We start from the raw sequence: 17,528 nt of genomic DNA, 5'->3' as shown, positions 1-17,528 counted from the left end.
ATCATATTCGACATTGTCTAAGCGGAGCAAGTAGATTTTGGCGATAGTTGTTGTCAGTAGGGGGAGATCTTGTCAAACACCACTCGCCTCGTCGTACTGGGCGCCGTGCATCAATTCCAGCCGGTGCACGGCTACTTCTTGCGCCGTGAGCTCTTGTCCTGGCACGTCGACGAATGGGCGAACATCCAGCCTGGCTCGATTTACAACGCTCTCCGCTCGCTGAAGAACGACGGCTATGTTCAGGAGTCGGGCACCGAGACCGAGGGCAACCGGCCTGAACGCACGACGTACAAGACAACGCCGGAAGGAGACGTCGAGTTCTTCAAGCTGCTGCGCAAGGCTCTGTGGACGGTGGAGACCTTCGACCTGAAACCGGTCATGGCGCTGACGTCGTTTATGTACTGGCTCAGTCGCAAGGAAGTCATCGACGCGCTTGAGCACCGAATCCGAGAGATCGATACCCGGATTGTGAGCAACCAGTACAACATCGTCGACGTCGCTCGCTCGGCTTCGACGCCCTCGTACGTTCGAGAGATCTTTGAGTTGTCGATCGGGCGGTTACGTGGCGAACAGCAATGGACGGTCGAGCTCCGCGAGAGGTTACTGGACGGCGCGTACACGTTTGCTGGCGAAGCCGACGCCTGAGACCTCAGCGCCAAGGCGTCAGGCAGGCGTCGCAACCTCCGCTATGCCACGACGGGTGAGTATGAGCGGAACAGGGCGCCAGGATGATCGTCACGGAGCACAGCGGACGTAGAACCCAGCAGCCGTTCACGCAGCGTAGTCTGCCCGTAGCCGCTGGGCGCGATTCCGCGCTCACGAAGGATTGGGAGTACGTGTTCGACGAAGTCGATCGTCGAGGCAGGCTGCACGATCGGGGTGATCAGGAAGCCGTCGAGATCAGCACCTTCTGCACGATCGACGATGGCATCGGCGACGTCTTCCGCAGTGCCGACGACCGGCTTTCCGCGCACGCCGAACGCGTGCCAGTCCTTGAGCACGTCCCCTACGGTCAGGCCGGCGAAGCGGGTGACCTGCGTCTGTGACAACTCGGTGTGCAAGTCCGTCATCGGTGTCCGCGGATCGTAAGCCGACAGGTCGAGACCGGTGAACATCGCGTAGGACGCCACGGCGACTCCCGGGTCCTGCGCGGCCAGAATTGCTTCAAACTTCTCCTGCGCTTCTTCGCGAGTCTCGCCGACCACATAAGAGAACGACGCCATCAGCTTCACCGAATCTGGTTCGCGTCCTGCGGAGACAGCCTCGGCCCTGATCGCCTTGACTTGCTCGGCCATCTTTTCGATGGATGAGCCACCGAGGAAGATGCACTCGCCGTGCCGGCCACCGAATTGACGGCCTCGCTCGGAGGTGCCTGCCTGGAACAAGACAGGGGTCCCCTGCGGGGAATATGACGTGTTCCCGTAGCCGGAGGACCGGAAGTACGGACCCTCATGCTCAATGCGGTGCACCTTTGCGGGGTCGGCGAATCGACCGGACTTATCCCGTTCAATGGCGTCGGGCTCCCAGCTTCCTTCCCACAGTTTGTAGACGACTTCCATGAAGTCATCGGCCATGTTGTAGCGCTCGTCATGAGCGACCATCGGGATGCCGAAAGCGCTCGCGGCGGTCTCGGCGGTGCCCGTCGTGACCACATTCCAGCCGATGCGTCCGGCCGAGATGTGGTCCAGCGTCGCCATGCGGCGGGCGAAAGCGTACGGCTGCTCAAGAAGGGTTGAACCGGTGATGACCAGGCCTAGCTTCTCGGTCTCGGCCGCCATCGCGGCCGCGACCACCGCAGGATCGAGACGCGGCAGGTCGAGCGCTTCCTCTGAACAGATGTCCGGACGGGATCCGTCGATCTCCGACCAGCCCCATGCATCAGCAAGGAAGACAAAGTCGAACTGCGCGTCCTCGCAGATGCGAGCGATATTGCGCCAGTAGTCGAGCGAGTCGAAGTGGTCGCGTTCGTTGTCAGGATGCCGCCACGTCGCAGTCCCCGAGTCGTTTGCCTGCGCGTTTTCAAACAGGCCAAAGCGTAGCTGTTTCATGCCACTTACCTTTCAATCAGTTACTTTCCCCAAAGTGTGGGGAGGCTTAGCGGGCGACGGTGTTTTCGTCGCTCCACCACAGGGTGCGCTTCTTGACGAGAGCCAGCAGTGCCACAAGGACGATCCCCATGACGCACAGGAGCGCTATGCTCGCCCAAGTGACCGGCAGGTTCGCCTGCGCTGCTGAAATCGTGACCAGCGATCCGAGGCCCGCCTGCTGGCCGGCAGCAACGAACTCCGCGACAGCGGCTCCTACGATCGCGAGCGGAAGCGACACGCGCAGACCGGCAAAGACGAACGGCATCGACCCCGGGAACCTCAAGTCCCTGAAGATCTCCCACCTGCTGGCGTGCAGCGTCCGCAGGACATCGAGGGCGCGCACATCCACGTCTCTCAACCCCGCCAGCGAGTTGACGAGCATCGGGAAAAAGACCACGAGCCCAGTCACGATGAACTTCGGAGCCATACCGAACCCGAAGGCGACGACGAGGGCCGGGGCGATCGCAACGATCGGGGTAACCATGATCACCACGAAGAGCGGCATCATCGCTCGCTCCATGATTTCGAACTCGGCCATCACAACGGCGAGCAGGAAGCCTGCGACGATTCCGGCACCGGCACCGACCGCGACCTCCAGCAGCGTTACCAAGAGGTTTGACCAGTACATCTGGGGGTCAGCGGCAATACTGGCGGCGATGGCGTCGATCGTGGGGATAACGAAGGGGTTGGCGAGCGCAACGATCTGCCAGAGGAGGCCGACCGCGAGGAAGGTGATCGCCGGCGGAGCCCAAACCCGCCATCCGAGCCGACTGGCTAGAGAAGTCGCATGGACTGGCCGCCCCGCGCCGCCGTCTGCCCCGTCGAGCGTTGGCGCTGTGGACATCGGTTCGGTCACTGTTCGCACTTCAGACATGCTGGTCCTCCATCACTGCGCGGAGCGTCGAGCGGACTTCGCCTTCCAGGTCCCGGAATTCGTCGGTCGCATACACGTCAGCGTCGCGCGGCCGAGGCAGGTTGACGTCGATGATCGACGCGATCCGTCCCGGGTGTGCGGCCATGACGACTATCCGGTCCGAAAGCATGATCGCCTCGGGTACCGAGTGGGTGACGAACAGGACGGTCTTGCGATTGGACTGCCAGAAATCGAGCAGACCGAGGCGCTGCTGGTCACGGTTCATCTCATCGAGCGCCGAGAAGGGCTCATCCATCAGGAGCACGCTCGGGTCGAACACAAATGCGCGTGCGATGGCCACCCGTTGCTGCATACCACCCGACAGCTGGGCGGGATACTTGTCGATCGCCTGTCCGAGCCCGAAGGAGTGCAGGATATCTTCCGGGCTCCGGAGATTCCGCCCGCCGTTGGCCCGGCGGTTGACCTTCATCGGGAGGCGGACGTTGTCGAGCACAGTCCGCCATGGCAGCAGTGCCGGCGACTGGGGCACGAGGCCGATCATCTTGTTCTTCGCCGCGGACCGCACAGAGCTGCCGTCGATTGTCACGTCACCCCCATTGGCATCCGTCAGGCCGGCGATGACCTTCAGCAGCGTGGATTTGCCGCATCCGCTCGGTCCGATCACCGACACGAACTCACCGCGCTGGATCGCGAGGTCTATCCCTTCGAGAACGACGCTTCGCGTGTCACCGGTTCCGTAGCTTTTCCAGATGCCGTGGATCCGCACGCCTGCGTTCGCGCGGTCTTCCGGGTGCGTCACTTGCTCTTCGGCAGCGTCCCCGTGTGCAGGCTGGGTGTCCATCTTCATTTGCCCGGCCATACGAGTTCACCGTCCTGGTAAAGATCGGCGACGAGCGAGTCGTCCATCATGTCTTCGATGGGAGGAAGCTTCTTGACGTTGCCGTACTTCTTTACGAGCTCGTACTCGCGCTGCCACTGGTCGGTCGTCTGCACGCCGGGAAGAAGATCGGGTTCACTTGTGACCCACTGCGACTCAACGCTCCAGGTGCGTTCTTGCTGATCCTTGGGGAACGCCGAGCCTTGATTATTCTCCTCGGCGAGCTTGCTGATCATGTCGACGCACTTGTCGTCATTTTCAAGGCAGTAGTTCAGCGCGTTCAGACTCGCGCGCATGAAGTCCGAGGCAACTTCACGGTTCTTTTCGAGGAAAGCCGAGTTGGCTTCCATCACGTTGTACGTGCCGTCGATGTCGTAGTCCGTCGGCAGGAACTCGTTGAACGGAAGATTCATTGCCTTTAGCGCCTGAGGCTGATTGGAGGCATACCCCACGATCGCGTCGACCTGCCCGCGCGTGACGACGGTCGGATCGTAGTTCGTCATCTTGATGAGCTCAACTTCTGCGATGTCGACACCCGCGGCGTCGAGCATGGCAGAGGCTGTGGGTGTGAGGTTGATGAAGTATCCGAGCTTCTTTCCTTCGAGGTCCTTCAGTGACTTGATGTCCTCATTGGCGAAGATCGAGAACGGCGAGACGCTGCCGTAGGTCGCGACCGCTGTCAGATTCTTGCTGTTGGCTGCCGCCAGCATGACGTCGGATGCCGAGCCGAGCGCGGTGAACTGCGCCTGCCCCGATGAAACGAGCTGCTGACCGTTCGCACCGGAGGCGTTAATCTCGACATCGAGGCAGAGGGCGTCGAAGTAGCCCATTTCCTTCGCCAGGAACACGTCCATCTGTCCAGCACTCGCGGAGTAGCCGTATCCCGAGACGTACGTGATGGTTCCGGCCGATCGGTTTCGTTCGCATTCGGCCTTTCCGATCAGAACGTCTGCGTCCGACTGACCAGAGCTTGCCGCCGATCCTCCGGCGCATGCGCTCAACGTGAGCGCTGCCGTGAGGGCACCGACAATGAGTGTGTTGCGGCGCCAAGCGCCTATTGCAAGAAGTTTTCGCAAGGGAGTAGTTCCTTCCTAAGCCTGATCCGCCGTTGGATGGCTCGTTCAAATTAACATAGTCAATCTTGAATAAACAAGAGATTTCAGGAGCGAAGCAGATTTTCCCTGCTGCGTGATCTCTCGCGCGGCGGGGGGTCGATCGTGACTTTGTCGTTGATTAGTCGGTTATTTCCGACGTTTCACCGCCAAAGCCACGAGTCATCCCGAGCGCTGGTTAGCCGTCGATGGACGGCTTTCACGACGAGTTCGCCGGTGAGCCGTCTGATGACATTGGCGACCTGGTGGGGGCTGTAGGCCTCGAGAGCTGGCATGCTTGTGCGCATGGCGTCCCGTACCCTCACAGATCCGCGTCTGCACGACACCCCGACGATCGGGCTGCTGCCGACGGCGGGGGTGTCGGTGTCCGCGTTCCTCCTGTTCGGGCTTCAGCTCGCGGGATGGGGACACGCGCTACTCGCGGTCAGCCTGGTCGGCGCCTACCTCGTCTCGCGCGAACTCGCGAAGGATCTGTCCCTGGTCGGCATCGGCGTGGCCATCGTCTCGGCGACCTCGGTAAAGGCCGAAGTGAGCTGGGACCGGTTCTTTACCATCGGTACGGTGCTCCTGCTCGCCGTGGCCGTGCCGTACCTCGTGGACCGGTTCGTTTACCGCCGCGACGCGATCCAGTTCCCGTGGCGCACCGGGCAGCCGTGGAGCCGGCTGGAAAAGAGCTACATCGTGGCCGTCCCGGTGCTGGGATGGCTGATCCTGCCGTTCTACTTCATCAGTTCCGGCGCGTACCTGAACTGGCCGCACATCACGAACGGCAGCGAGCTCGCGCGGTTCTTCGTAGGCGTGAACTTCGTAGGCACGTGGGACGAGCTGTTCTTCATCTGCACCTGCTTCGCGCTGTTGCGCCGACATTTCGGCGTGTGGCAGGCTAACGTGCTGCAGGCGGTCATCTTCGTCTCGTTCCTCTGGGAGCTCGGTTACCAGGAGTGGGGCCCGATTCTCACCGCGCCGTTCGCGCTACTGCAGGGCTGGCTCTTCGCGAGGACCGGGTCGCTGCTGTACGTGCTGATCGTGCACCTACTATTCGATGTCATCGTCTTCCTCGCCATCGTGCACGCCCACAACCCGGGTGTGCTTCCGATCTTCCTGGTCTGATTCCCGCCGGCGAGACCGGGTCGTCATACCGGGTCCCGGTCACCGAAGCGCCCGCAACGCTCCGCGAGGCGCTGGTCCCCTATCGCGACGCTCGGATCATTTCGATGACGCGGAAGACCGACTGGTTCGGGGGGGTCGGCCAGAACACCGAACATGTGCGTCACCTTCACCGCGGAAGGATCCTTCCTACACGAGAAGAGGCCGACTGTTATCACCGGCGTCGCCGCTCCCGCCGAGCACACGGTTCGGGTCTAGGCGATCCGAAATCTACTGCGGTACTCCGACGGGGTGACGTTAAGGGCGCGGCGAAACGCCCGGTTAAGCGTATCGACGGTACCGAAACCGCACGCCTTGGCGATCCGGGCGAGCGTGTCATCGGTGGTCTCCAGCCGGTTGCGGGCAACTTCGAGGCGCGCGGCTTCGATGTAGGCGGCCGGCGTCGTGCCGAGTTCCTGCTTGAAGATCCGGGTGAGCTGACGGTCACCGATGTGGAGGTGCTCGGCGAGGTAGGCGACGGTGAGTGGCTCGGGCAGGTGCTGGGTGATGTAGTGGCGTAGGTCATCGACGCGCCGCGTGGTCGAGGCCGGCTCAAGCGGCACGCTGAACTGGCTCTGCCCGCTGGGCCGCTTCAGGTAAACGACGAGCTGACGGGCAACTCTCTGGGCGAGCGCTTCACCAAAATCGTCAGCGACCAGAGCAAGAGCGAGGTCGAGGCAGGAACTGATACCGGCGCCGGTCCAGACATCACCATCGCGGATGAAGATCGGCTCGGCGTCGACGGTGATCTCGGGATACTCCGCTGCCAGCTGCCGGGCCGTCGACCAATGCGTGGTCGCCCGCTTGCCGTCAAGCAGGCCGGCGGCAGCGAGGATATGGGCGCCAACGCACACGGAGGTGACCCGCCTGGTGCGTGTGGCGAGTTCTGCGACCTGGTTGGCGATTTCGGGATCGACCAGCGCCGCAACGTGGCGGTGTTCGTCGACGTCGACGGCGCCGGGAACGACGAGCGTGTCGATTGCCCGGCCGGCGAGGTCGTCGAACGTGGCGTCTGGCAGGATCCGGACGCCGGCCGAGGTTGTTACCGGGTCCATCGATGCGGAAGCGAGAAGGACACGATACCCGGTGGGCTCGTCCATTTCGCGCTGCAGGAGCGCGAACACTTCGGGCGGGCCGGTCACATCGAGCAGATCGACGCGCTCGAACAGCATCACCACAACGAGACGCTCGATCGTGTTCATCCGAGGTGCCTCCGCTTCAGGATCAGGAACAGATGATGTCGGTTTCTGCAGGTTACACGACATTGCCGACACGTCGGGTGCACCGTAGCGTTAAAGCATCCCCGCTCCCACTGGGCGGTTAACGGATTTACGACCCTGACCCGAATAGAGGACAACAATGGCACGCACCACGCTTCGCCAGCTCAACGGCTTTGACGACACCCCTGCTTCCCTGGCCGAGGCCACGCTGATCATGGTCGACTATCAGAACACCTACACCCGTGGCGTGATGGAGCTCGAGGGGTGGGAGCCAGCCCTGGACGCGGCCGCTGACCTGCTGGCACGGGCGCGTGAAGCGGGGTCGACGGTGATTCACGTCGTCAACGATGGCGGCGATGGCACTCCCTACGACATCAAAGATGAAATCGGGCAGATCCACCCGAAAGTCGCACCGGTTGACGGCGAAGAGGTGGTCGAGAAGACAGTTCCCAACGGTTACGTAGGCACGAACTTAGCCGAGCTGGTCAACGCAGCCGGGCACGAGGACGTCGTCATTGCGGGCTTCATGACGAACATGTGCGTCACCTTCACCGCGGAAGGATCCTTCCTACACGGCAAGAGGCCGACAGTTGTCGCCGACGCCTGCGCGACCCGTCCACTGCAGACCAGCGTCGCAGCGGTTACGTCCTCACAGCTGCATAACAGCGCACTGGCAACGATCGCCGACCTTTACGGCGTCGTCGTGCCGACCGCAGGCAGCCTCCGGTGAGGCAAGGGAGGCAACTATGACAGCGGGGCGTCCTTGAAACGCCCCGCTCACCCCTGCCGCGCGCAAGAACGCTCACGACTACGAGCGGCCGCCGATACTGGCAACGACCAGCCAAGGCTTGTCCAGCGAGGCAAGTCTCCCACCGGCAACAGTTGAGCATGCCCCTCGATATGGTTGACCAGACGAAAGGAACACGGGATCGCCAGAGAGAAACGACAAACCTCCGACGCGGCGCTCATGGAAGTTTTGGCGCGGAAGAAGGGGGGCGGTGACGGTATGAAACGTGCGTGGGCCAATCAGCTGTGGCTGCAGGTCGCGCGAGACGTCTCAGCCTCAGTGCTGGTCGTTCTTGCCCTCTGGCTCACCACTCCGACCCCGACCCCGGCGTTGAAGGCCGCCCAGATCGGGTTGGGCATGTTGGCGATCATCGGTGTCAGTTTGCGTCATCGGCACCCGAGGATCGGTTTCGTTCTTGCGTCCGTCGCCACTGTTGTTGCCTCGGCGTTGGGGCTCACCGCTGATCCTCTTCTACTGGCCGGTGTCGCGTTGTACTCGGTCGCAGCCGCACACGGTCGACGGGCATTCCCTCCGTGGCTCGCCAGTGTCGTCCTGACCATACTTCTGGTGACGGTCTTCATCGATGCTTCGGGGTCCGAGGAGCTCATGCGTTATGTGTTATTCAGCGGCATCGCTCTGATCGCGGCATGGGCTCTGGGGGTGAACACTCGCATAGCAAAGGACCGTGTCGCGACAAACGCGGCAATCGAGGAACGCATGCGTTTAGCGCGGGACGTGCACGACGTGCTCTCGCATTCCCTGGGAACGATTGGAGTTCAGGCGGGCGTAGCAGCGCACATCGACGGGCTGGAATCGGAACAGTTGCGCGCAACTCTGCGGGAAGTGGAGTCGCTCTCTCGCTCATCGATTGCCGAGCTCAGGACGTTGCTCACTGTTTCGCGAACGGAGGCGGATGAGGCGTTGCTTGCGGCACCGTTGCCGGATTTGCTCGCGGAAACCGCCCAGACGGCGAACACGGCCGGTGTGCGAACGACACTCTCGACGTCCGGCATCGAAGCGCTGCCGATCAGTCACCGAGTGACCGTGCATCGAATTGTCCGAGAAGCCGTCAGCAACGCCATTCGGCACTCCGGCGCATCCAGTTGCGACATCGATGTGGCTGTCACAAGCGAGTCCTTGACGCTCGTTGTAGCGGACAACGGACAGGGTGAGCTTTCGGATCGGAGAATCGGGTACGGGCTGGCCGGTATGGAGGAACGAGTGGCCCTCCTTAACGGGACTTTCCGCGCCAGCAATCGCCCCTATGGCGGATTCGAAGTTTCCGCAGTTCTGCCGTTATCCCCGGCGAAGGAGAAGGCTGAGCTATGAGTGACGAGATCCGGGTATTGATTGCGGATGATCAGGAACTATTGCGAGGGTCGTTTCGGCTTCTGGTTGATAGCGACCCGGGCATGCAGGTCGTGGCGGAAGCCGCCGACGGGGAGCAAGTGCTCACGCAGGTTGCTCAGCACCGCCCCGACGTGGTGTTGATGGATGTGCAGATGCCTCGGATGAGTGGTCTGGAAGCCACGCGTGTGCTGTGTACTCAGACCGGCGGGCCGAAGGTGATCGTATTGACGATGTTCGACCTCGACGAGTACGTGTACGAGGCACTTCGCGCGGGCGCATCCGGGTTTCTCCTGAAGAACTCGGCCCCCACGGAATTGTTACGAGCGATCAAGGTCGCGCACGACGGCAACGCTTTACTCGCTCCAGAGGTCACGAAGCGACTCATCTCACGCCTGACCCCACCACAGGATGCGCAGGCAGCAACAACAGTCGCACCGCTGGAGGACGCACGCTTGGCCCGCCTGACCACGCGTGAACGCGAAGCCTTTACACTGATCGCCCGTGGCAGATCGAACGACGAGATCGCGGCAGAACTCCACCTGTCCCCGATGACAGTGCGCACCTACGTCAGCCGTATCCTCGCCAAACTCGATGCCCGCGACCGCGCCGGGCTCGTAGTCATCGCTTACGAGACCGGATTCGTCACCGCCTGACAACGGAACACTGGCCACAGAGCCCGAACCGTCAACATTTGCGGACTGTGCATTCCCGCCGACTCTGCTAGATGTGGTTGAAACCAGCCGGGAGTGTCAACATTGGCAGGCTGAGAAGTCTCGGCGTTCCCGCTTGGCTTGTAGACATGATCGAATTCAGTCACCTCGTTAAACGTCATGGCAGCCGAGCTGTCGTCAATGACATCAGTTTCACCGCCCAGCCAGGCCGGGTCACCGGGTTCCTTGGTCCGAACGGGGCCGGCAAAAGCTCAACGCTGCGCATCCTACTCAGTTTGGATCGGGCGAGCTCTGGATCCGCGCTCGTCAACGGAGTCACGTACCGCAGCATCCGCAATCCGCTGCTGACGGTGGGATCGATGCTCGACGGCCCCGGCGCAAACAGGGGTCGCACAGCGAAAGCGCATCTCACCTGGGTCGCACAAAGCAACGGTATCCCGCTCTCCCGGATCAGCGAGGTCCTCGCGATGACGGGTCTGTCCGGTGCGGCACGCACCAGGATCAGCGGATTCTCTCTCGGGATGGGGCAACGCCTCGGCATCGCTGCAGCACTGCTTGGCGACCCCGAGATCCTGGTACTCGATGAGCCAACGAACGGGCTCGATCCCGATGGGATCCGCTGGATCCGCCGCTTCCTCCGCTCTCTCGCCGCGGATGGCAAAACCGTACTCGTCTCGAGTCACCTGATGGGCGAAATGGAAGAAACCGCCGATGATTTCATCGTCATCGCCCAAGGAAGCATCGTCGCGCAGGGCACTGGAGACGCAGTCCGGGGCGCACATCGAACCCTGGAGGATGCGTTCTTCGCACTCACCGAGGGCCAAGCCTCGTACCGTTCCGGCGACCTCACGGGTGGCGAGCACGCATGACGGCCCTGAACTTGTTCCGTTCCGAGACAACGAAGCTATTCACGAGCATGTCGACCTGGATCATCGCGGGCGTGACAATCCTCTTGACCTGGCCGATGGCGCTCACCAACGCGGGAGCCGCCGAGCTGCCCGCGGATGACCCACGTTTGTTTTCTTCTGAGCCCATCCCATTGGAGTTCCAAGGCTTCGAGATGGCGGGCTTCGGCTACGTCCTCGTCGTTGCCTTGGCCGCGCTCTGGGCTGGAAGCGAATATGGCGGCGGAAAGCAGATCCGCACCACCCTCACCGCCACCCCGAAACGGGGCCGCGCGTTCATCGCGAAGGCGATCCTGCTCGCCGTGACGGTCGGGGCCATCGCCTTCCTCACCATGGCAGGCACGATCATCATCACGCACGCCGTCTCCAATTCCGGCCTCAACCCGTGGCTGCTGTCACCGGCGATCTGGGCGAATATCGGCGGGGTCAGCCTCGCCTGGACACTGACCGCGCTGATCGCCTTCGCCGTCGGCACACTCGCGCGTACGGCGATCCTTCCGCTAATCCTGATCACGCCATTCGTGATCGGGATCGGCGACTTCCTGGCAGGAATCTGGGACGGTGCACGATACCTACCAGTGGCCGCAGGCGCGGCTATGTACAGTGATCCCGGCTCTGGCAGCTACCTCGACCCGTTCACCGGCGGAGCCGTGCAAGGACTCTGGGCGCTGGTGCTGCTGATTGCAGCCGGCATCGTTTTCAGTCGCAGAGATGTGTGAGACCTGATGTTGAATCCCTTTCGTTCCGAGCTCACCAAAGCGCTCACCCTGCGCAGCGTCCAACTCACCCTGCTCGCAGCCTTCATAGTGCCGCCGGCGCTAGCATTCTTCTCCGGCCTCGCCTTCGATCCCTCTCACCCCGCCTCCTCAAGCTTTCCGGTTGAGTCCCACGGTTTCGAGATCGCAGGGTTCGGCCAACCGATCATCATCCTGCTCGCGGCGCTCATCACCGGCACCGAGTACCTCAACGCGCAAATGCGCACCACCCTCACTGCGACCCCCTCCCGTGGACGCGTCTTCAGTGCAAAACTCATCGTCATCGCCCTGCTCTCCGCGATCACTGCTTTGATCTCCACTACCGCTGCGGTGCTCCTCAAACACGCCGCGCTCGGCGACCATGGGCTGAGCCTCGGCCAGTTCACGACAGACATGGCGTGGAACCTGCTTGGAGTGATCATCAACTACACCCTGATCAACCTGATCGCCGCCAGCCTGACGTTGCTCACTCGCACCTATATCGCGACCCTCGTGATCCTCGTCCCGATGGTCCTCGGACTCACCATCTCCCTCGTCGGCGCAATCCCGGCGCTACGGTTTCTGCCCGACCTTGCTGGACTCCAACTGCTGACCCGATACCCAGGCATCGGTCTGCTCGACCCCATTTCCGGTGCGCTCGTCATGATCGCTTGGGCACTCCTACTCGGAAGCGCTGCCTGGTGGTTCTTCCGGGCTCGCGATGTCGGTGCCAGCTGAGATGGCCGGGATGGCGGTGGCGGTCCCCCGCCTCCCCAGGCTTACATTGAGTGCTAGTGGACTGCGTCGCCTTGGGCCGCCATCCGAAGACCGTGCCCGAAGCGGAACGACGGGTTCTCGGTATCGAAAGGCACATCTTCGCGGGAGGCCTCGACTGCGGCCATCGACGACGGGATGTCGAACGGCAACGTGCCGGTGAAGGGGGCATTCCCGCGCAGCGCGTCTAGCACGACCGCGTCGCTCGCACCAAAGTCGGCCACCACTGCCGCCGAGAACTCGACGACCGGGGCGATAATCGCAGGACGCTCCATGAACACGACGACGTAGACCGGTGCGTGGTCAGCGTACGAGCGCAGCAGTGCGAGCTCTTCTTCGGGGAACGCGAGCGATCCGCCACGGAAGAAGTCTCCCATCGAACCGCGTCCGGTCTCGAACGGGCAGTCGCGTCGGACTACGATTGCGTCGGCATCAGCGGGGTCGTCGACGCGATCCTCGTCCGGGATGCTGTCGGCGCTCAATCCGTCGAGGAACAGCTTCGCACCCAGCGCGATCGGCAGTGCGCCCCGCTGCGACACGAGCACTAGCGACTCGCGCTGGGCACGCGCGCCCTGTTCGAAGAAGACCGGAGAGCCGCATACTTCACGCGTTCGAACGGGATCCACGCGACGGTGCTCGAACACGCCGAGTCGGAACTTCTCGCGCAGCAGTCGCCGCACCGATGCGTCCAGCCGCGCCTCGGCGATCTGCCCGGTATCGACGAGTTCCTCGATCAGCGAGGGATTGCGGTCACCGCCGAACTGGTCGACGCCGGCCTCAAGCGCGATCCGCGCGCGCTCAATCGGCGTGAGGTGCTCAAGTCCCCAGCCGTTGGGACCAAAGTCGACGCCGGCGATGAATGTCGGCTCGAGAAGGTTCCAATCGGTCACCACGATGCCGTCGAAGCCGAGCCGCTCACGCAGGATGCCCTGGACGACCGGCGCGTTGAACCCGAACCCGACCTCCGGCCAGTCGGTGCCGATTGGTTTGCCGTAGTAGGTCATGACCTGCGTCACTCCTGTGGCGAAGGCGCGCACGAAGGGCTTCAGGTGCAGCTCCTGCTGACCGCCCGGGTACACCTGCTCGGTATAGCGCGGGTCATGCGCGTCGTCACCCTTCAGCTGGGGCCCGCCGCCCGGGAAGTGTTTGACGACGGCGGCGACCGAGTCCGGGGACAGGCGTGGCCCACGGCGCAGGCCCTCGATGAAGGCGACCGTCAGCTCGGCGACGCGTTGGGGGTCTTCGCCCCAGGTCCCGATTCCCCGCGACCATCGCGGTTCGCTGAAGATGTCTGCCATCGGCCCCAGGTAGACACGGATGCCCATCTCGAGGAACTCCTGGCGGATCACGTCACCGTACTCGCGAGCGGCCTCGATCGTTCCAATCGCGGCGATCCCGGTCGTCTCTGGCCAGCGCGAAAGGCTGTTCAGGGCCTGGCCCGTGAACGGGTTGTCGCGGAATCCGTGCCGCGGGTCGGACGAGAGCGTGATCGGGATACCGAGTCGGGTGCTCTCGGCCATCTGTTGGATCGTGTTGTGCCATGCGGCCACCGCGGCGGAGTCCTCTCCGCCGAGCACGTTGAAGTGTGAGATCCCGCGGGCGACGACATCCTCTTCGGCAACGGACACGGCTTCCGCGTCCTTCAATGCGTCGCCGGGCTGGGTCGTTGGGTGGAACATGAGCGCGGCCTTCTCGGCCACGGTCATCCGTGCGAGCAGGTCCTCGACGCGGCGCTCGATCGGCTGGTCGGCGTCCTGGTAGTCAGACATCGACATCTCCTTACTTGGTCGCTTTGATGAAGAGCATTGGCGCGATCCCGAGCAGCGACAGGATGCCGCCCGTGATGAGCAAGGCGGGGTAGTTGGGGTCACCACCGCCGATGCCGAGCAGCAGTGGCGCGGCGAACGGCATGATCGAGAACGGCAGTGTATAGGCGATGTTCGTCACGCCGAGGTCGCGCGCCGAGGTCGACGGATCGTTCATCGTCGCCACAGCGAAGCCGATGTAGGTTCCCGACAGGAGACCCATGCCCAGTCCCGCTGCGACGCACACGGCGATGAGGAACGGAGTGATCTCGGTCGAGGTCGCGAGCATGAAGGTGCCGATGCCGTTGACGACGGCGGCCGCGCCCATGATCAGCTTGCGTCGTCCCGTCTTGTCATTGAGCCAGCCCACGAATGGCGACAGCGCCGTCGCGATAAGCCCCGGGAACACGTAGGCGAGCGTGATGATGCGGCCGATCTCGTCCTCAGAGACGTTGATGCGGTCCTGCAGGATGTAGACGGTGTAGGTCGACACGACGGCGACGCCGCATGACACGAGGAACATCGTCACGAGAAACAGCGCGAAGTCGGGCGACCTGCGCGGGTTGATATAGAAACTGCCGAAGAATGCCGCGATACCGAACGGCTCGGGCTTGAGGTCGAGCGACGAGTCGCCCCGCAGCAGCCAGAGCAGGACGCCGCAGAAGACGAGCGCGACGACGACCGGCAGACCGAACTGAGCGAGCATGTTCGTGGGGAACCACTCGACGAAGAACACGCCGATCACGAGCGAGGCGGACGACGCCATGCCCGACAGCGCACCGACGAGTCCTTGCTGTGCGGTGGGGACTCGGTCGGCGATGATCGCGAGCGCGGCCGCGATCGAAGCATTGATGAATGCCTGCATGATCAGCCAGCCCAGCAGCAGCATTGGGAACGAGTTGCTCAGCGCGATCACCAGCGCTCCCGCAATCGTGCCGAGCAGCCCGATGAGGATCCAAGGGCGGCGCTGGCCGAACCGGCTGCGGGTCCGGTCGCTCAGGCGCCCGAAGAAGGGGTTGGCGAGAAGCGCGACGAGCGTGCCGAGCCCGGCGGCGACCGAGTAGCTGGCGGTCTTGCCCTCGGGGTCGATCTGTGAAATGCGCAGCGCGATCGTGACTGACGCCGGGAGCATGATCGACATCCAGATACCGAGCAGCGCAAGCGCGTAGACGGTGATGAAGAGCGGGCCCACGCGGCGGGTAGCGGCAGGAGCCGCTCCCTGCCCAGTCGCGGTGGTGTCGGGTAGTTTGGCCACGATAACTCTCCTTCGAGTCAGATGCTTCGCGCTTTGAACGACTTTCCGGAATCGATACCGGTATCGATTCCGGAGTGGATTCACATAGAGTACGAGAGAGGCGCCCGAGTCGTCAACAAGCAATGGAGAGCGTGCAGCGAATGACAACCTCAAGACCTAACCTCGCCGACGTGGCGCGGATCGCGGGCGTCGGCCCGGCTACCGTTTCTCGCGCACTCAACGGCCGACCCGATGTGAGCGAGAAAACGCGAGAGCGAATCCGGAAGATCGCCGACGAGCTCGGGTTCCGTCCTTCCGCCACCGCACGTGCGCTGCGTCGGGGCTCATTTCGGGCCGTGAGCGCGATTGTGCCGGACCTGGTGTGGGGCTGGTGGGAACCGGTGCTGAGGTCGGCAGCGGAGGCGGCGGCGGACGCGGGCTTCCACCTGTTCGTGCATCCGATCGCCGGCACCGAAGGCGGGCTCGAGGCGGTCATCGAGGGACTCGCGAATGTGCCGACCGAAGGGGTGATCGTCGTGAGCGTGCCCGACCAGGCGGCGGCGCGCGACTCCTGCGAGCGGATCGGTCTCCCCGTCGTCGCGATTGACGACACCTCGCGCTCCGTCCAGCTAGCCAGCGTCAGCGCCAAGAACCGCGACGGCGCCCGGACCATCGTCGAGCACCTCATCTCGCAGGGCTGTGAGCGAATCGCGTGTGTCGGCGCAACCTCGAACGAGTTCACCCCCTATTGGGGCGAGGGCCTGTTCGTCGAGGAGCGGGTCGCCGGCTACCGCGATGCGGTGACCGCGGCGGGGCTGGCCCCCGCTGAGGAGCTTGTGCTCGATTGGTCATCGCCGGGCGACGAGTCGATCGTCACGGTGCCCGAACTCGACCGGTTGCTGGAATCGGGGGCTGAACCCGACGCGATTTTCTGCCTGGCCGACCTGCTGGCGGCTCCGGTGCTGCGCACGCTCTCCGCACACGGTCTGTCAGTGCCGGACGACGTCGCGGTCGCAGGATTCGACGACGAGCGAGCGGCGTTGCTGTTGGACCCGCAGCTCACGACGATGCGTCAACCGTACGATCAGATGGGCCGGCTGGCCGTCGACTTGCTCCTGAGGGCGATCTCCGGGGAGCGCCTGCCTGCGCGCCGTCATGAACTGGAGACGGAACTGGTCCTCCGCGGCTCGACCGCGGTCAGCCTCCGGTGAGACAAGGGAGGGGGATGTTAACCCGCTTTGGCCCCGCCGAGTTCCGCTTCCACCTTCGCTCGCGCCGTCAACAGGGCTTCGCGCGCCGTGGGGATGTCGAATCGCCCTGCGGGCGCTATCACGCTCAGCGCACCCAAGCACTCCCCGTCCGACATGATCGGCACGGCCACGACGTCGACGACGTCGCCCAACCATTCGGAATGGGACTGGGCATACCCGTTCGCCCGCACCTCGGCGAGGGTGTCCTGCATACCCTCCCGGCGGCTCGCATCGACGTGCGCGTCGAAGGCCAGCAACACCATTCCGGATGCGGAGGTCTTCAACTCCAGATGCGGCTCGGCAGCCCTGCTGATCGCGAACGGCCGCTTGGGTTCATGCCGCTCGATGATGATCGCCTCGTTGCCATTCAGCACCGCATAGGAAATCGGCTCATTGAGCTGCTCCACCAGCGACTCCATCGCACGGGTCACCTCGGGAGGTACTCCGGAGTATTCGATCGCGAATCGGCCGAACACCGCCGCCCGGGGCGAGAGCTGGTAGTCACGTTTCTCGTTCTGCACCAACCAGCCCACCTCGGCGAGGGTCGACACGTATTGATGGGTGGCCGCTCTTGACCAGCCGAGCTGACGGGCAAGACCTGACACGCTTGACCTGCCGTCCGGAAACTTCAGGAACGTTTCCAGGACTAGGATCGTCTTGCTCACTGATTGCAGGCTCATAGTGCCTCATTATTCCCATCTA

17 protein-coding genes are annotated in these 17,528 nt (G+C 63.2%); 9 read left to right on the top strand and 8 right to left on the bottom strand.

Annotated features, from left to right (window positions below; all coding sequences use genetic code 11):
• Window positions 1-69: 69 nt before the first annotated feature.
• Window positions 70-645: a PadR family transcriptional regulator gene (locus LWF01_RS05670; protein WP_349640071.1), complete on the top strand. Its 576-nt coding sequence runs from the start codon at window positions 70-72 to the stop codon at window positions 643-645.
• Window positions 646-686: 41 nt separating this feature from the next.
• Here the strand turns inward: LWF01_RS05670 and LWF01_RS05665 are convergent, their stop codons facing one another.
• From LWF01_RS05665 to LWF01_RS05650, 4 genes are read right to left on the bottom strand one after another with little or no spacing between them, the layout of a single operon-like run.
• Window positions 687-2,048: an NtaA/DmoA family FMN-dependent monooxygenase gene (locus LWF01_RS05665; protein WP_349640070.1), complete on the bottom strand. Its 1,362-nt coding sequence runs from the start codon at window positions 2,046-2,048 to the stop codon at window positions 687-689.
• Between the two features lie 46 nt (window positions 2,049-2,094).
• The gene (locus tag LWF01_RS05660) at window positions 2,095-2,961 is read right to left on the bottom strand and encodes an ABC transporter permease (RefSeq protein ID WP_349640069.1); all 867 of its coding nucleotides are present in this window, start codon (window positions 2,959-2,961) and stop codon (window positions 2,095-2,097) included.
• Window positions 2,954-3,820 carry an ABC transporter ATP-binding protein gene (locus tag LWF01_RS05655; RefSeq protein WP_349640068.1) on the bottom strand — a complete coding sequence of 289 codons (867 nt, stop codon included), beginning with the start codon at window positions 3,818-3,820 and terminating at the stop codon, window positions 2,954-2,956. Before LWF01_RS05655 ends, LWF01_RS05660 begins: the two co-directional genes overlap by 8 nt.
• Entirely contained in the window at window positions 3,805-4,914 is a 1,110-nt protein-coding gene (locus LWF01_RS05650) for an ABC transporter substrate-binding protein (protein WP_349640067.1), read from the bottom strand. Before LWF01_RS05650 ends, LWF01_RS05655 begins: the two co-directional genes overlap by 16 nt.
• A 321-nt stretch (window positions 4,915-5,235) precedes the next feature.
• Here LWF01_RS05650 and LWF01_RS05645 point away from each other — a divergent pair, with 321 nt between their 5' ends.
• Window positions 5,236-6,060, top strand: coding sequence for a CPBP family intramembrane glutamic endopeptidase (locus LWF01_RS05645; RefSeq protein WP_349640066.1), 825 nt, complete (start codon window positions 5,236-5,238; stop codon window positions 6,058-6,060).
• A 251-nt stretch (window positions 6,061-6,311) separates the two neighbouring features.
• Here LWF01_RS05645 and LWF01_RS05640 read toward each other — a convergent pair whose 3' ends face one another.
• Window positions 6,312-7,298 (bottom strand): GlxA family transcriptional regulator, encoded by a 987-nt coding sequence (locus LWF01_RS05640; RefSeq protein ID WP_349640065.1) that lies wholly within the window; start codon window positions 7,296-7,298, stop codon window positions 6,312-6,314.
• A 157-nt stretch (window positions 7,299-7,455) separates the two neighbouring features.
• On the opposite strand from LWF01_RS05640, the gene LWF01_RS05635 reads away from it, so the two are divergent.
• From LWF01_RS05635 to LWF01_RS05610, 6 genes are all read left to right on the top strand, one after another.
• Complete coding sequence (locus LWF01_RS05635; RefSeq protein ID WP_349640064.1) at window positions 7,456-8,046, top strand: isochorismatase family protein; 591 nt, start codon at window positions 7,456-7,458, stop codon at window positions 8,044-8,046.
• A 276-nt stretch (window positions 8,047-8,322) separates the two neighbouring features.
• A complete protein-coding gene (locus tag LWF01_RS05630; protein ID WP_349640063.1) occupies window positions 8,323-9,432 on the top strand; it encodes a sensor histidine kinase in 1,110 nt (369 codons plus the stop codon).
• Window positions 9,429-10,106 carry a response regulator transcription factor gene (locus tag LWF01_RS05625; RefSeq protein ID WP_349640062.1) on the top strand — a complete coding sequence of 226 codons (678 nt, stop codon included), beginning with the start codon at window positions 9,429-9,431 and terminating at the stop codon, window positions 10,104-10,106. Before LWF01_RS05630 ends, LWF01_RS05625 begins: the two co-directional genes overlap by 4 nt.
• Before the next feature lie 146 nt (window positions 10,107-10,252).
• Window positions 10,253-10,993, top strand: a complete 741-nt coding sequence (locus LWF01_RS05620; protein ID WP_349640061.1) for an ABC transporter ATP-binding protein — start codon at window positions 10,253-10,255, stop codon at window positions 10,991-10,993.
• Window positions 10,990-11,748 carry a hypothetical protein gene (locus LWF01_RS05615; RefSeq protein ID WP_349640060.1) on the top strand — a complete coding sequence of 253 codons (759 nt, stop codon included), beginning with the start codon at window positions 10,990-10,992 and terminating at the stop codon, window positions 11,746-11,748. Before LWF01_RS05620 ends, LWF01_RS05615 begins: the two co-directional genes overlap by 4 nt.
• A 6-nt stretch (window positions 11,749-11,754) precedes the next feature.
• Window positions 11,755-12,501: an ABC transporter permease gene (locus LWF01_RS05610; RefSeq protein ID WP_349640059.1), complete on the top strand. Its 747-nt coding sequence runs from the start codon at window positions 11,755-11,757 to the stop codon at window positions 12,499-12,501.
• 53 nt (window positions 12,502-12,554) lie between these two features.
• Here LWF01_RS05610 and LWF01_RS05605 read toward each other — a convergent pair whose 3' ends face one another.
• Both LWF01_RS05605 and LWF01_RS05600 read right to left on the bottom strand, forming a co-directional pair.
• Complete coding sequence (locus LWF01_RS05605; RefSeq protein WP_349640058.1) at window positions 12,555-14,306, bottom strand: glycoside hydrolase family 3 protein; 1,752 nt, start codon at window positions 14,304-14,306, stop codon at window positions 12,555-12,557.
• Between the two features lie 10 nt (window positions 14,307-14,316).
• The gene (locus LWF01_RS05600; protein ID WP_349640057.1) at window positions 14,317-15,597 is read right to left on the bottom strand and encodes an MFS transporter; all 1,281 of its coding nucleotides are present in this window, start codon (window positions 15,595-15,597) and stop codon (window positions 14,317-14,319) included.
• Window positions 15,598-15,737: 140 nt separating this feature from the next.
• On the opposite strand from LWF01_RS05600, the gene LWF01_RS05595 reads away from it, so the two are divergent.
• On the top strand, window positions 15,738-16,787 hold the full coding sequence (locus tag LWF01_RS05595) for a LacI family DNA-binding transcriptional regulator (RefSeq protein WP_349640056.1): 1,050 nt from the start codon (window positions 15,738-15,740) through the stop codon (window positions 16,785-16,787).
• Between the two features lie 17 nt (window positions 16,788-16,804).
• Here the strand turns inward: LWF01_RS05595 and LWF01_RS05590 are convergent, their stop codons facing one another.
• Window positions 16,805-17,506, bottom strand: coding sequence for an IclR family transcriptional regulator (locus LWF01_RS05590; protein WP_349640055.1), 702 nt, complete (start codon window positions 17,504-17,506; stop codon window positions 16,805-16,807).
• Between the last annotated feature and the right edge of the window lie 22 nt (window positions 17,507-17,528).

This window comes from Saxibacter everestensis (assembly GCF_025787225.1).
Classification (GTDB): Bacteria; Actinomycetota; Actinomycetes; order Actinomycetales; family Brevibacteriaceae; genus Saxibacter; species Saxibacter everestensis.
The sequence above is the reverse complement of the archived record's forward strand: the minus strand, read 5'-3'. Positions and strand labels throughout refer to the sequence as shown.

Bases quoted from the DNA above. Each gene is read 5' to 3' on its own strand.
- LWF01_RS05665 (WP_349640070.1), bottom strand. From the start codon at position 2,048: ATGAAACAGCTACGCTTTGGCCTGTTTGAAAACGCGCAGGCAAACGAC.
- LWF01_RS05660 (WP_349640069.1), bottom strand. From the start codon at position 2,961: ATGTCTGAAGTGCGAACAGTGACCGAACCGATGTCCACAGCGCCAACG.
- LWF01_RS05655 (WP_349640068.1), bottom strand. From the start codon at position 3,820: ATGGCCGGGCAAATGAAGATGGACACCCAGCCTGCACACGGGGACGCT.
- LWF01_RS05645 (WP_349640066.1), top strand. From the start codon at position 5,236: ATGGCGTCCCGTACCCTCACAGATCCGCGTCTGCACGACACCCCGACG.
- LWF01_RS05640 (WP_349640065.1), bottom strand. From the start codon at position 7,298: ATGAACACGATCGAGCGTCTCGTTGTGGTGATGCTGTTCGAGCGCGTC.
- LWF01_RS05635 (WP_349640064.1), top strand. From the start codon at position 7,456: ATGGCACGCACCACGCTTCGCCAGCTCAACGGCTTTGACGACACCCCT.
- LWF01_RS05630 (WP_349640063.1), top strand. From the start codon at position 8,323: ATGAAACGTGCGTGGGCCAATCAGCTGTGGCTGCAGGTCGCGCGAGAC.
- LWF01_RS05625 (WP_349640062.1), top strand. From the start codon at position 9,429: ATGAGTGACGAGATCCGGGTATTGATTGCGGATGATCAGGAACTATTG.
- LWF01_RS05620 (WP_349640061.1), top strand. From the start codon at position 10,253: ATGATCGAATTCAGTCACCTCGTTAAACGTCATGGCAGCCGAGCTGTC.
- LWF01_RS05615 (WP_349640060.1), top strand. From the start codon at position 10,990: ATGACGGCCCTGAACTTGTTCCGTTCCGAGACAACGAAGCTATTCACG.
- LWF01_RS05610 (WP_349640059.1), top strand. From the start codon at position 11,755: ATGTTGAATCCCTTTCGTTCCGAGCTCACCAAAGCGCTCACCCTGCGC.
- LWF01_RS05605 (WP_349640058.1), bottom strand. From the start codon at position 14,306: ATGTCTGACTACCAGGACGCCGACCAGCCGATCGAGCGCCGCGTCGAG.
- LWF01_RS05595 (WP_349640056.1), top strand. From the start codon at position 15,738: ATGACAACCTCAAGACCTAACCTCGCCGACGTGGCGCGGATCGCGGGC.
- LWF01_RS05590 (WP_349640055.1), bottom strand. From the start codon at position 17,506: ATGAGCCTGCAATCAGTGAGCAAGACGATCCTAGTCCTGGAAACGTTC.